The sequence below is a fragment of the Pseudomonas sp. Leaf129 genome, from assembly GCF_001423465.1.
Lineage (GTDB): Bacteria > Pseudomonadota > Gammaproteobacteria > Pseudomonadales > Pseudomonadaceae > Aquipseudomonas > Aquipseudomonas coleopterorum.
Genome location: NZ_LMOC01000011.1, coordinates 139,020 through 152,905, shown reverse-complemented (window position 1 = coordinate 152,905; position 13,886 = coordinate 139,020). Strand labels below are relative to the sequence as shown.

Annotated in this window: 11 protein-coding genes; all 11 read left to right on the top strand. The window is 61.9% G+C overall.

The genetic code is table 11. The features are described from left to right. Positions 1 to 196: 196 nt before the first annotated feature. The 11 genes from dksA (at position 197) to ASF66_RS21130 (ending at position 13,848) form a co-directional block, all read left to right on the top strand. Complete coding sequence (gene dksA, locus ASF66_RS21180) at positions 197 to 640, top strand: RNA polymerase-binding protein DksA (RefSeq protein ID WP_049858684.1); 444 nt, start codon at positions 197 to 199, stop codon at positions 638 to 640. Between the two features lie 64 nt (positions 641 to 704). Then, the gene (gluQRS, locus tag ASF66_RS21175) at positions 705 to 1,595 is read left to right on the top strand and encodes a tRNA glutamyl-Q(34) synthetase GluQRS (protein WP_056845251.1); all 891 of its coding nucleotides are present in this window, start codon (positions 705 to 707) and stop codon (positions 1,593 to 1,595) included. 95 nt (positions 1,596 to 1,690) lie between these two features. After that, on the top strand, positions 1,691 to 1,867 hold the full coding sequence (locus ASF66_RS22585) for a hypothetical protein (protein ID WP_003250005.1): 177 nt from the start codon (positions 1,691 to 1,693) through the stop codon (positions 1,865 to 1,867). Beyond that, on the top strand, positions 1,851 to 4,805 hold the full coding sequence (locus tag ASF66_RS21165; protein ID WP_162240103.1) for a sensor histidine kinase: 2,955 nt from the start codon (positions 1,851 to 1,853) through the stop codon (positions 4,803 to 4,805). The genes ASF66_RS22585 and ASF66_RS21165 overlap by 17 nt, the downstream gene beginning before the upstream one ends. 22 nt (positions 4,806 to 4,827) lie before the next feature. Next, positions 4,828 to 6,261, top strand: coding sequence for a sigma-54-dependent transcriptional regulator (locus ASF66_RS21160; protein WP_056845250.1), 1,434 nt, complete (start codon positions 4,828 to 4,830; stop codon positions 6,259 to 6,261). A gap of 706 nt (positions 6,262 to 6,967) precedes the next feature. Then, positions 6,968 to 8,350 carry a polynucleotide adenylyltransferase PcnB gene (locus ASF66_RS21155; RefSeq protein ID WP_049858681.1) on the top strand — a complete coding sequence of 461 codons (1,383 nt, stop codon included), beginning with the start codon at positions 6,968 to 6,970 and terminating at the stop codon, positions 8,348 to 8,350. A 2-nt stretch (positions 8,351 to 8,352) separates the two neighbouring features. Beyond that, the gene (gene folK / locus ASF66_RS21150) at positions 8,353 to 8,829 is read left to right on the top strand and encodes a 2-amino-4-hydroxy-6-hydroxymethyldihydropteridine diphosphokinase (protein WP_056845249.1); all 477 of its coding nucleotides are present in this window, start codon (positions 8,353 to 8,355) and stop codon (positions 8,827 to 8,829) included. 341 nt (positions 8,830 to 9,170) lie between these two features. Continuing rightward, on the top strand, positions 9,171 to 9,971 hold the full coding sequence (gene panB / locus ASF66_RS21145) for a 3-methyl-2-oxobutanoate hydroxymethyltransferase (RefSeq protein ID WP_056845248.1): 801 nt from the start codon (positions 9,171 to 9,173) through the stop codon (positions 9,969 to 9,971). Further along, a complete protein-coding gene (gene panC, locus ASF66_RS21140; protein WP_056845247.1) occupies positions 9,968 to 10,837 on the top strand; it encodes a pantoate--beta-alanine ligase in 870 nt (289 codons plus the stop codon). Before panB ends, panC begins: the two co-directional genes overlap by 4 nt. 219 nt (positions 10,838 to 11,056) lie before the next feature. Beyond that, the gene (gene pgi, locus ASF66_RS21135; RefSeq protein WP_049858677.1) at positions 11,057 to 12,721 is read left to right on the top strand and encodes a glucose-6-phosphate isomerase; all 1,665 of its coding nucleotides are present in this window, start codon (positions 11,057 to 11,059) and stop codon (positions 12,719 to 12,721) included. Positions 12,722 to 12,831: 110 nt separating this feature from the next. Continuing rightward, on the top strand, positions 12,832 to 13,848 hold the full coding sequence (locus ASF66_RS21130; protein ID WP_056845246.1) for a class I SAM-dependent rRNA methyltransferase: 1,017 nt from the start codon (positions 12,832 to 12,834) through the stop codon (positions 13,846 to 13,848). Positions 13,849 to 13,886 lie beyond the last annotated feature (38 nt).

The following is a 13,886-nucleotide window of genomic DNA, read 5'->3' as shown; positions in this document are numbered from 1 at the left end:
ATCGAACGTTTCACCGAACGCGCGATCGAAACCCACCACATCGTGCCTGCGACGCAGGCGTTCCAGGCACGACAACCGGGAGTAGCGCGTGCTGGTTCGATCTGGTAAGTTCGCCGGCTTGCAGTCGCAGGGCCGGCGGGTGCCGGAGAAGGATCATCCTGCGCAATGGATTAGTAGAGCGAGAGGCGGTTGATTCATGCCCACCAATGAAAAGCAACAAAACACTGGCAACTTGTCCGGTTTCGCTCCCTACGTTCCGACGAAGGGCGAGGAGTACATGGGCAAGCCGATGCGTGCTCACTTCACCAAGATCCTGAACAAGTGGAAACAGGACTTGATGCAGGAAGTGGATCGCACAGTCGACCACATGAAGGACGAAGCCGCCAACTTTCCTGACCCGGCCGATCGGGCCAGCCAGGAAGAGGAATTCAGCCTCGAATTGCGCGCTCGCGATCGCGAACGCAAGTTGATCAAGAAGATCGACAAGACGCTGCAGTTGATCGAAGACGAAGAGTACGGCTGGTGCGAATCCTGCGGCATCGAAATCGGCATTCGCCGTCTTGAAGCACGTCCGACCGCCGATCTGTGCATCGACTGCAAGACCTTGGCGGAAATCAAGGAAAAACAGGTCGGCAAATGACCTGTCGACAAAGGGGCGCCACGGCGCCCCTTTGTATCTGTATTGCCCGTAGAATCCTGCGCCCATGACAACCCCTCCTTATATAGGTCGCTTCGCCCCGACTCCGAGCGGCTACCTGCATTTCGGCTCCCTGGTGGCCGCCCTGGCGTCCTGGCTGGACGCACGCGCTGCGGGCGGTCGCTGGCTGGTGCGCATGGAGGACCTCGATCCGCCGCGGGAAGTCGCCGGTGCCCAGGCAGCCATCCTCCAGACGCTGGACAGCTACGGGTTGCACTGGGATGGCGAGGTGGTCTATCAAAGCCTGCGTCATGACGCCTACCAGCAGGTGATCGACCGCTTGCTCGCGCAGGGGCTGGCCTATGCCTGTACCTGCTCGCGCAAACAGCTGGAACCCTATCAAGGCATCTATCCCGGCACCTGTCGCAATGCCGGGCACACGACCGAGGATGCAGCCATCCGCGTGCGCGTTCCGGAACTGCTGTATCGCTTCGAGGACCGAGTGCAGGGTGCGTATTCGCAGCATTTGGGCCGCGAGTCGGGGGACTTCGTCATCCGTCGTCGGGACGGTCTGTATGCCTATCAACTGGCTGTGGTGCTGGACGATGCCTGGCAGGGGGTGACGGATATCGTTCGCGGGGCTGACCTGCTGGATTCGACACCGCGCCATCTGTATCTGCAGGAGTTGCTGGGGTTACCGCAACCGCGGTACCTGCATGTCCCTCTGATCATCCAGCCCGATGGCAACAAGCTGGGCAAAAGTTACCGATCTCCTCCCCTGGATCCGGATCAGGCAGCTCCCCTGCTGGTGCGTGCCCTGCGCGCGCTGGGCCAGGAACCTGAGGCCGATCTGGCCGACGGCAGCGTGCAGGATGTGCTGGGCTGGGGCGTGGCGCATTGGAACAGTGATGCGATCCCCCATGTGCGCACGGTGGCAGAGGCACAACTGGGCGAGTGATCTGCAGCCGGGTCATGCCCGCCCCTTCGCAGCGACACGCCGATCCGCTACCATCGCCGCACCGTTTTTGCACACGACCCTACCCCGAGGCCAGCATGTATATCTATCGATTGGTCCTGCTTCTGGTGGTGGGGATCTACCTGTTCTCCCCCGCCATCATGGACTGGTGGATCGAGCCCACCGGTGCGTGGTATCGACCCTACCTGCTATGGCTGATTCTGATCGTGGTGACCTTTATCCTGCAGAGCCAGCGTGATGCCGATGAGCTTTAGCCTTACCCAGATGTTGCTGGTCAGCGCGGCCTACCTGCTGGTGCTTTTCGCGGTAGCCTGGGTCAGCGAACGCGGCATGATCGCGCGGGCGATCATTCGCCATCCGTTGACCTACACCCTGTCACTGGGCGTCTACGCCAGCGCCTGGGCATTCTATGGCACGGTTGGCCTGGCCTATCAGTATGGCTATGGTTTTCTGGCCTGCTACCTGGGAGTGTCCGGCGCCTTTCTGCTGGCGCCGGTGCTGCTGTATCCGATACTCAAGGTCACGCGCACCTATCAGCTGTCATCGCTGGCCGACCTCTTCGCCTTTCGCTTTCGCAGCACCTGGGCCGGCGCGCTGACTACCGTGTTCATGCTGGTCGGCGTACTGCCACTGCTGGCGCTGCAGATTCAAGCGGTTGCCGATTCCATCGGCATCATGACCGGCGAGCTGGTGCAGAATCGAGTGGCGCTGAGCTTCTGCGTGCTCATCACTTTGTTCACGATCTTTTTCGGCTCGCGTCATATCGCGACCCGCGAGAAGCACGAGGGACTGGTATTCGCCATTGCCTTCGAATCGGTGATCAAGCTGATCGCGGTGGGCGGTATCGGCCTGTACGCCCTTTACGGTGTATTCGACGGGCCGCACGATCTGGAGCAATGGTTGCTGCAGAACCAGACCGCGCTGGCATCGCTGCATGCGCCCCTGCAAGAGGGGCCTTGGCGAACGCTGCTGCTGGTGTTCTTCGCGTCGGCGATCGTCATGCCGCACATGTACCACATGGTCTTCACCGAGAACCTCAACCCCCGTGCGCTGGTCAGCGCCAGTTGGGGGCTGCCGCTGTTCCTGTTGCTGATGAGTCTGGCGGTGCCGCTGATCCTCTGGGCCGGTCTGCGCCTGGGCGTCACCACAAACCCGGAATTCTTCACGCTGGGGGTCGGCATCGCCGCCAACAGTCAGGCGCTGGCGCTGCTGGCGTACGTCGGCGGGCTCTCTGCGTCCTGTGGGCTGATCATCGTCACCACCCTGGCACTGTCGGGCATGATGCTCAACCACCTGGTGCTACCGCTGTATCAGCCGCCGGCCGAAGGCAATATCTATCGCTGGCTGAAGTGGACGCGTCGAGCCTTGATCGTCGCCATCATCATGGCCGGCTATGCCTTCTACCTGCTGCTGGGCGCCAAGCAGGACCTGGCTCACCTGGGTATCGTCGCCTTCGTGGCCACGCTGCAGTTCCTGCCGGGTGTGCTGTCGGTGCTGTACTGGCCCACGGCCAATCGACGCGGATTCATCGCCGGTCTGTTGGCGGGCATGGCGGTCTGGATGGTGACCATGCTGCTGCCGCTGATCGGCAACCTGCAAGGCTTCTACATTCCGCGCTTGAACATGATCTACGTGCTCGACGACACCAGTTGGCACATGGCAGCCATTGCTTCGCTGGCGGCCAACGTCTTGCTGTTCACGCTGATCTCGCTGTTCACCGCTGCCAGCACCGAAGAGGTCAGTGCCGCCGAAGCCTGCGCAGTGGACAACGTACGCCGCCCGCAGCGCCGCGAGCTGCACGCCGCCTCGCCCCAGGAGTTCGCCACGCAGCTGGCCAAACCGCTGGGCGCCAAGGCTGCCCAGCGGGAGGTGGAACAAGCCCTGCGCGATCTCTACCTGCCCTTCGACGAGCGACGGCCCTACGCCTTGCGCCGTCTGCGTGACCGGATCGAGGCCAACCTGTCCGGCCTCATGGGCCCCAGCGTGGCCCAGGACATGGTCGAGACGTTTTTGCCCTACAAGTCGGGCAGCGAAAACTATGTGACCGAAGACATCCACTTCATCGAAAGCCGCCTGGAAGACTACCACTCGCGTCTGACCGGCCTGGCCGCAGAGCTCGATGCGCTGCGTCGCTACCACCGCCAGACCCTGCAGGAGTTGCCCATGGGCGTCTGCTCGCTGGCCAAGGATCAGGAGATCCTGATGTGGAACAAGGCCATGGAGGACTTGACCGGCGTGCCTGCCCAGCACGTGGTCGGCTCGCGCCTGGTAACGATCAGCCAGCCATGGCGCAGCCTGCTGATCGACTTCATCAACGTGCCCGACGAACACTTGCACAAGCAGCGCCTGGCTCTGGATGGGCAGACCCGTTGGCTGAACCTGCACAAGGCCGCCATCGATGAGCCACTGGCACCGGGCAACAGTGGCCTGGTGGTGCTGGTCGAGGATCTGACCGAAACGCAGATGCTCGAAGACAAGCTGGTGCATTCCGAACGCCTGGCCAGCATCGGCAGGCTGGCGGCCGGAGTGGCCCACGAGATCGGCAACCCGATCACCGGCATCGCCTGCCTGGCGCAGAACCTGCGCGAAGAGCGCGAGGAAGACGCCGAGATCACCGAACTGAGCAGCCAGATTCTCGAACAGACCAAGCGCGTGTCGCGCATCGTCCAGTCGCTGATGAGCTTCGCCCATGCCGGTGGTCACCAGCACAGCGATGAGCCGGTCAATCTGGCCCAGGTGGCCCAGGATGCCATTGGCCTGCTGGCCCTGAACCGCCGCAACTTCGAGATCCAGTTCTACAACCTGTGCGACCCCGAGCACTGGGCTGTGGGCGATCCACAACGTCTGGCACAGGTGCTGATCAATCTGTTGTCCAATGCGCGGGACGCCTCGGTGGCCGGCGGCGCGGTACGCGTCAAGACCGAGGCGAGCGAACAGACCGTCGACCTCATCGTCGAAGACGAGGGCAGCGGCATTCCCAAGAACATCATGGATCGGTTATTCGAACCGTTCTTCACCACCAAGGATCCGGGCGAAGGGACAGGACTGGGGCTCGCTCTGGTCTATTCCATCGTTGAAGAGCATTATGGACAGATCACCATCGACAGCCCGGCCGATATCCAGAGCCAGCGCGGTACCCGGATTCGGGTGACATTGCCGCGTCATGTCGAAGCGACGTCCGCTGTGAACTGAGACCGTCGAGAGAATAGAATCAATGCCGCATATTTTGATCGTCGAAGACGAAACCATCATTCGATCTGCCCTGCGTCGCCTGCTCGAACGCAACCAGTATCAGGTCAGTGAGGCCGGCTCCGTGCAGGAAGCGCAGGAGCGGTTCAGCATTCCATCGTTCGACCTGATCATCAGCGACCTGCGCCTGCCCGGTGCGCCAGGCACCGAGCTGATCAAGCTGGGCGAAGGCACTCCGGTACTCATCATGACCAGCTACGCCAGCCTGCGCTCGGCTGTCGACTCGATGAAGATGGGCGCGGTGGACTACATCGCCAAGCCCTTCGATCACGACGAAATGCTCCAGGCTGCCGCACGCATCCTGCGCGATCGGCAAAACGCACCGGCGGTGGCCGTCGAACGGCCGGCAAACAAGCCAGGCGCCGACAAACCAGCCGCGCAGAACGCCAATGGCGATATCGGCATCATCGGCTCGTGCCCGCCCATGCAGGATCTCTACAGCAAGATCCGCAAGGTCGCTCCGACCGATTCGAACGTGTTGATCCAGGGCGAATCGGGCACTGGCAAGGAACTGGTCGCTCGGGCCCTGCACAACCTGTCCAAGCGTGCGAAGGCGCCGATGATCTCGGTCAACTGTGCCGCGATCCCGGAAACCTTGATCGAGTCCGAACTGTTCGGCCATGAGAAAGGTGCCTTCACCGGCGCCAGCGCCGGGCGTGCCGGACTGGTCGAAGCGGCCGATGGCGGAACGCTATTTCTCGACGAGATCGGCGAGCTGCCCCTGGAGGCTCAGGCACGGCTGCTCAGGGTCTTGCAGGAAGGCGAGATTCGCCGCGTGGGCTCGGTACAGTCGCAGAAAGTCGACGTTCGCCTGATTGCCGCGACTCACCGCGACCTGAAAAGCCTGGCCAAGCTGGGCCAGTTCCGTGAGGACCTCTACTACCGCCTGCACGTGATCGCGCTGAAGCTGCCGCCATTGCGCGAGCGTGGTGCCGATGTCGGCGAGATCGCCAAGGCGTTCCTGATTCGCCAGAGCGCCCGGATCGGACGTACCGACCTGCGTTTCGCCGCCGATGCCGAGCAGGCGATTCGGCAGTATTCCTGGCCGGGCAACGTGCGCGAACTGGAAAACGCCGTCGAGCGCTCGGTGATCCTCAGCGAGAGCGCCGAAATATCGGCCGAACTGCTGGGCATCGACATCGAGCTCGCCGATCTGCAGGACACCGACGACTTCGTCGGCCTGCCTTCCCAATCGAACGGGGCGAACAACACCGCTCACGACCCCACCGAAGATCTTTCCCTGGAAGATTATTTCCAACACTTCGTGCTGGAGCATCAAGACCACATGACCGAGACCGAATTGGCGCGCAAATTGGGCGTCAGCCGCAAGTGTCTGTGGGAGCGTCGGCAACGCCTGGGCATCCCGCGACGCAAGTCGAGTGTGGCCAGTGAAAGCTGATACGTTTCAGCTCTAGCCCGCGGGTTTCGCGGCTTGACGGGTAGCCGTGACAAACTGTTACCCTAGGCCTGCGACGTAACAAAACACGGTTCCATCGGTAACGAATCCCGGGTCGATTCTGACCCTCGGCCACCGGCCTTTTACCCGCAAAGCCCCGTTCTACAGGGACTCGCAAAAGTTGGCATGGGACCTGCTATATCTCTGGTACAAGAACAACAACAAGCAAGCAAACCCATAACAAGAACAAGACGAATCGACTCACGCATAACAAGAACAACACGGCGGAGGCGCAGCTAACTGATTCTTTTGGAGAGGCGTTGTTTTTGGGGAAACCCGCAGCCAGGCAGAGAACTACAACAACTGCTTTGAAGCAGAAGCCCGAACTGGTTGGATCACCGCGATCATCACAGCACAGCGACCAAAGCAATCCGTTTGCTCTTGCTCCCGAATAGGGAGCCACCCCCGAACCCAGGTTCGGTGGACAGGGCACTCAACAAAAACAAGAAGCCCGACAAAAAATAAAAACAGAGCACGCAACTACTTCTTGGGGAGCTTCGGCTCCCCTTGTAGTTTCCGGCTTTTGTCCTGCCGCTTGCGCCGACCGGCGCTGCCTCCTACACCATCCCTCGACTAAATGCTAGAATCCCCGCCCATCATGCGGTCGTTCTTCGTATATGGCCGAAAATCCCTTCAAACAGTGCATCCCATGCTGAAGAAGCTGTTCAAGTCTTTGAATACTCCCGCGCGTCACCCGCAGCACCGGCGCACCACGCCTGAAGTGCTCAATGCTGGTCAACACTCGCTGCAACGCAGCCAGTTCAGCCGCCACGCCGTGGGCATCGTCGAGCGCCTGCAGAGCGCGGGTTATCAGGCCTATCTGGTAGGCGGTTGCGTACGTGACCTCATGCTGGGCATCGTGCCCAAGGATTTCGACGTCGCCACCAGCGCCACGCCCGAGCAGGTCCGTGCCGAGTTCCGCAACGCGCGCGTGATCGGCCGGCGCTTCAAGCTCGTACACATCCATTTCGGCCGCGAGATCATCGAAGTCGCAACCTTCCGTGCCAATCATCCGGAAGAAGATGACGAACAGGATGTCCATCGCTCCTCAAGCAGCGAAAGCGGGCGCATCCTGCGCGACAACGTCTACGGCACCCTGGAAGACGACGCCCAGCGCCGCGACCTGACCATCAATGCCTTGTACTACGATCCGGTCAGCGAACGGATCCTGGACTACGCCAATGGCGTGCACGATGTGCGCAACCGCCTGATTCGCCTGATCGGCGATCCGACCCAGCGCTATCAGGAAGATCCGGTGCGGATGCTGCGCGCCGTGCGCTTCGCCGCCAAGCTGGACTTCGGCATCGAGAAGCACACCGCTGCGCCGATTCGCGAACTGGCGCCGATGCTGCGCGAGATACCCTCGGCACGCCTGTTCGAGGAAGTGCTCAAGCTGTTCCTGTCCGGCTACGCGGCCGATACCTTCGAGATGCTGGTCGATCTGCAACTGTTCGACTCGTTGTTCCCGGCCACCACCCAGGCTTTGGAAGACACGCCGACCTACACGCACACGCTGATCAGCGAGGCGTTGCGCAACACCGACCTGCGCATCAAGCAAGGCAAGCCGGTCACCCCTGCCTTCCTGTTCGCCGCCCTGCTCTGGCCGGCGCTGCCAGCGCGGGTACTGCGCCTGCAAAGCCGCGGCATGCCACCGATCCCGGCGATGCAGGAAGCAGCGCACGAGCTGATTGCCGAACAGTGCCAACGCGTCGCCATTCCCAAACGTTTCACCATTCCGATCCGCGAGATCTGGGACATGCAGGAACGCCTGCCGCGGCGCAGTGGCAAGCGCGCCGACCTGTTGCTCGACAATCCACGTTTCCGCGCCGGCTACGATTTTCTGCTGCTGCGCGAAAAGGCCGGCGAAGAAACCGATGGCCTGGGCGAATGGTGGACCGACTATCAGGACTGCAACGACAGTGAACGCCGCGACATGATCGCCGACCTGGGTGGCAAGGACGAGTCCGGCGCGCCACGCAAGCGTCGTCGTACCGGCGCCAAACGCAGCAAGCGTGGCGAGGCCGACGAATAAGCATGGTGCGGGTACACATCGGGCTGGGCAGCAATCTGGACAGCCCGCAACGGCAACTGTGTGATGCCCTACAGGCCATGGCTGGGCTGCCGGATACCCGACTGGTCGAAGCCTCATCGTTCTATACCAGCGACTCACTGCTGCCCGGCCAGCCTCGCTACACCAATGCCGTGGCGGCACTGGACACCGAGCTGCCGCCACTGGCATTGCTCGACGCACTGCAGGCGATCGAGAGCGATCAAGGCCGTGAGCGTGGCGAGCGCTGGGGGCCGCGCACCCTGGATCTGGACATCATCACCTACGCTGATCGGGTGATCGACGAACCTCGCCTCAAGGTACCGCACTATCATCTGCACGCACGTGCATTCGTGCTGTATCCGTTGGCCGAGCTGGTTGACGAGGGCTTCATGCTGGCGGACGGCCGCAGCCTGCGCGCGCTTCTGGCTGCCTGCCCGTTCGTGGGGCTGGAGAAGCTGTAGCGCCGGTGAGGCCTCTTCGCGGGCAGAGGGCTCGCCGCTCGCCCCGCTCCCACAAAGAACGTGTTGGATTGGGTTACAGGCATAAAGAAGTGGTTTCCACATGGACTTGGAGATTGGGCTCCAGGCACAAATAAGTGACTTCCGCGCGGACCTGTGGGAGTGGGCTCTGCCCGCGAAGAGGCCTTCAACCCAATTGACTTCCCCGGTCGTGCTCACGACTATAGGCGGCCCGTTGCACCCTGAGGTGCCAAACGGCGCGAAACCAACGTTTATGCGTGGGTTTCCAAACATCACGACAGATGATGTTGTGTCGACACAGCGCCAGTCCGAGGATTCTTTTCATGCCCGAAATCACCCTGACCACCCTGCAGAGCCTCAAGCTCAAGGGTGAAAAGATCACCATGCTGACCTGCTACGACGCGACGTTCGCCCATGCCGCCAGTGCGGCGGGCGTCGAAGTGTTGCTGGTGGGCGATTCGCTGGGCATGGTTTTGCAGGGGCATGACAGCACATTGCCCGTGACCGTTGCCGACATGGCCTACCATGTGGGCAGCGTTAAACGTGGCAACCAAGGCGCATTCATCGTGGCCGACCTGCCTTTCATGGCCTATGCCACCAGCGAGCAAACGCTGGCCAACAGCGCTTTGCTGATGCAGGCCGGGGCACACATGGTCAAGCTCGAAGGGGCTGCCTGGCTCGCCGAGCCGGTCCGCCTGCTCGCCGAGCGGGGTGTTCCCGCGTGTGTACACCTGGGCCTGACCCCACAATCAGTCAACCTGCTCGGCGGCTACAAGGTGCAGGGACGCCAGGATATCCAGGCACGCCAGATGCGTGCCGATGCCATCGCCCTGGAACAGGCCGGCGCGGCCATGCTGCTGCTCGAGTGCGTGCCCGTCGAACTGGCAGCCGACATTGCCCAGGCGGTAAAGATTCCGGTCATCGGCATCGGCGCCGGCAGCGCGGTGGATGGCCAGGTGCTGGTGCTGCACGACATGCTCGGGTTGTCGTTGAGCGGCCGCGTGCCACGCTTCGTGAAAAACTTCATGACCGGGCAGAGCGATATTCAAGGCGCCCTACGCGCCTATGTGAACGCCGTCAAGGCGGTTGATTTCCCTGCACCTGAACATGGATTCGCCTCATGAACACCGTCAAGACCGTCCGTGAACTGCGCGCCGCCGTGGCCCGCGCCCGTGGCGAAGGCAAGCGTATCGGCCTGGTGCCGACCATGGGCAACCTGCACAGCGGCCATGCGGCGCTGGTCGCCAAGGCCACCCAGCGGGTCGATTTCGTGGTGGCCAGTATTTTCGTCAACCCGTTGCAGTTCGGACCCAGCGAAGATCTGGACAAATACCCGCGTACGCTGGCTGCCGATCAGGAGCGGCTGGTGCAGGCAGGCTGCAGTCTGCTGTTCGCACCTTCGGCTGCCGAGATGTACCCCGACGGCATGGCCGGGCAGACCCGTGTGAGCGTTCCGCAACTGTCCGAAGGTCTGTGCGGTACCAGCCGTCCCGGCCACTTCGAAGGCGTGGCGACGGTGGTCAGCAAGCTATTCAACATGGTCCAGCCGGATCTGGCCGTCTTTGGTCAGAAGGACTATCAGCAACTGGCGGTCATTCGGGCGCTGGTGCGCGATCTCAACATGCCGATCCAGATCATCGGTGAGCCGACCGTGCGTGCCGAAGACGGCCTGGCGCTGTCGTCGCGCAATGGTTATCTGAGCGAAGAACAACGTGCCCAGGCACCGTTGCTGTACCAGGTGCTCAGTCAGGTGGCGGCACAGATCAGCCAGGGTCGTCGCGACTATCCGCTGCTGCTGGACCAGGCCAGGCAGGTCATTGCCCAAGCGGGCTTCGTGCCCGAGTACCTGGAAGTACGCCACGCACTGACCCTGCGGCCGGCCACTGCCGATGACCGCGATCTGGTCATTCTCGTCGCGGCGAACCTGGGTACCACGCGATTGATCGACAACCTGCACCTGGACCTCGATCACGACCCTCAGCACGGCTGAACCGCGACCGCTCGAAAGTCGTTCACGCACCGGCCACTAGGCGCAGACAGAATGCGCGCGGCGGTTTAAGGTGGTGCAGCGTCCGAACCGTGCATTGGCAGCCGATCAGTGGCCCGCAATGACCCTGGCCGCCTGTTGGATCTTTTGATGCAACAGGCACGCAACCGGCCGAGCGTTCCAATGTCCAAAGGCAGTTCAAGAAAAAGGAAATTTGCAGCGATGGCGTACTACCGAACCCCGCACGATGTGACTACCCTGCCCGCTTGGCAGGCGCTAACCCAGCACCGCGCTGCCATGAAAGACTTCAGCATGCGCGATGCCTTCAACGCCGACCCTCAGCGTTTCGAGCATTTCTCCCTGAGCGCCTGCGGCCTGTTCCTCGACTATTCGAAAAACCTGATCGATACGCAGACCCGCGACCTGTTGGTCGAGCTGGCCAACGAAGTGGATCTGCAAGGCGCCATCAAAGCGATGTTCGCTGGCGAGCTGCTCAATGCTTCCGAAGGTCGCCCGGCTCTGCACACCGCGCTGCGCCGTCCAGTTGGCGACAAGCTCAACGTCAATGGCGTCAACGTGATGCCGGACGTGCACAAGGTTCTCAACCAGATCACCGAGCTGGTCACGCGCATCCACGACGGCCTGTGGCGCGGCTATACCGAGAAGCCCATCACCGACGTGGTGAACATCGGTATCGGTGGCTCCTTCCTCGGCCCTGAGCTGGTCTCTGAAGCCCTACTGCCATACGCGCAGAAAGGCGTGCGCTGTCATTACCTGGCCAACATCGACGGCAGCGAATTCCACGAGCTGTCGGCCAAGCTGCGTGCCGAGACGACCCTGTTCATCGTTTCCTCCAAGTCGTTCAGCACCCTGGAAACCTTGAAGAACGCCCAGGCCGCGCGGGGCTGGTACCTGGCACAGGGTGGTTCGGAAGCCGAGCTGTACCGTCACTTCATCGCCGTGTCGAGCAACAATGCCGCCGCCGTGGAGTTCGGTATCCGCGAGGAAAACATCTTCCCGATGTGGGACTGGGTGGGTGGGCGCTATTCGCTGTGGTCGGCCATAGGCTTGCCGATCGCCATGTCGATCGGCATGGCCAACTTCAAGGAGCTGCTGTCAGGCGCCTACACCATGGACCAGCATTTCCAGTCGGCACCGTTCGAACAGAACATGCCGGTGCTGCTGGCCCTGCTGGGCGTGTGGTACGGCAACTTCTGGGATGCCAAGAGCCACGCGATCCTGCCGTACGACCACTACCTGCGCAACATCACCAAGCACCTGCAGCAATTGGATATGGAATCCAACGGCAAGAGCGTACGCCAGGACGGCACGCCGGTGAATATCGATACCGGCCCGGTCATCTGGGGCGGCGTCGGCTGCAACGGTCAGCACGCCTATCACCAGCTGCTGCATCAAGGCACTCACATGATCCCGGCCGACTTCATCGTCCCGGTGGTCAGCTTCAACCCGGTTGCCGACCACCATCAGTGGCTGTTTGCCAACTGCCTGTCGCAGAGCCAAGCGCTGATGCTGGGCAAGAGCCGCAGCGAGTCGGAAGCCGAACTGCGCGAACGCGGCATGGCCGAGGAAGACGTACAGAAGCTGGCGCCGCACAAGGTCATTCCCGGCAACCGTCCGAGCAACACCTTGGTGGTCGAGCGCATCAGCCCACGTCGCCTGGGCGCGCTGGTTGCAATGTATGAGCACAAGGTGTTCGTGCAGAGCGTGCTGTGGGGCATCAATGCCTTCGATCAGTGGGGCGTGGAACTGGGCAAGGAACTGGGCAAGGGTGTCTACCAGCGTCTGATCGGTGAAAACGAAACGACTGCCGAGGATGCCTCGACCCAAGGCCTGATCAATTACTTCCGCGGCCGTCACCGCGGCTGACCCTCACTCGGTCGCGACGCTGCTGGCCAGCGCCGCGACCGTGCGATCCCTCGCGGCACCGGGCAATTGAGGTAGAATTGCCACTCTCCTTTTTTCGTCAGGCACCGTGCATGCCCGCTTTGATCCAGGCGCTGCGCGCCGCCCTCGACGCTCGTTCGTCATTGCTCGACCCATTGCATGAACAGGGTACCGATTGCTATCGCCTGTTCCACGGCAGCCAGGAAGGGGCCGGTGGTCTGACCGTCGACCGCTATGGCCCGCAGTTGATGGTGCAAAGCTTCCACCAGACGCTGGAGCGTGAAGAACTGTTGGCCTTGCACGGTGCGGTCGAGAAGCATCTGCAGACGCCGCTACTGCTGGTGTACAACGACCGGTCACGGGGCAATTCGCGGATCGATCGGGAAGACACGGTGTATCGCGCCGAAGACGCCGCGCTGGTCGACTTGGTTGGACGTGAATGGGGCCTGAACTATCGCGTGCGTGGCCGTCATCCTGGCCAGGACCCGTTGCTGTTCCTCGACCTGCGCAATGCGCGTGGCTGGGTCAAACAGCACAGTGCCGGCAAAAGCGTGTTGAACCTGTTCGCCTACACCTGCGGCGTTGGCTTGAGTGCAGCGGCAGGCGGTGCCCGTGAGGTGTGCAACCTGGACTTTGCCGAAGGTAACCTGGCGGTCGGTGCCGAGAACGGGGCACTGAACCCGGAGCTTGAACCCATGCAGTTCGTCCAGTCGGATTATTTCCCGGCCATACGCCAGTTGGCCGGCCTGCCGATCACCGCGCGCCGAGGCCAGAAGCTGCCTGCCTACCCGCGTTTGCAGCAACGTCAGTACGATCTGGTCTTTCTCGATCCACCGGCCTGGGCAAAAAGTGCATTCGGTACGGTCGATCTGCTGCGCGATTATCAGAGCCTGCTCAAACCAGCGATTCTCGCCACCGCCGAGGACGGTGTACTGGTCTGCTGCAACAACCTGGCGAAGGTCAACCTGGACGACTGGCGCGATCAGGTGCTGCGCTGCGCCGAGAAAGCCGGTCGACCTGTACGTGAATACTCGGTACTGGCGCCAGCCGCTGATTTTCCATCCAGCGACGGTCAGCCACCCTTGAAGACGCTGATCCTGAATTTCTAATTTTCCTACATCAACTGGTGAAAATTCCATGACTTACG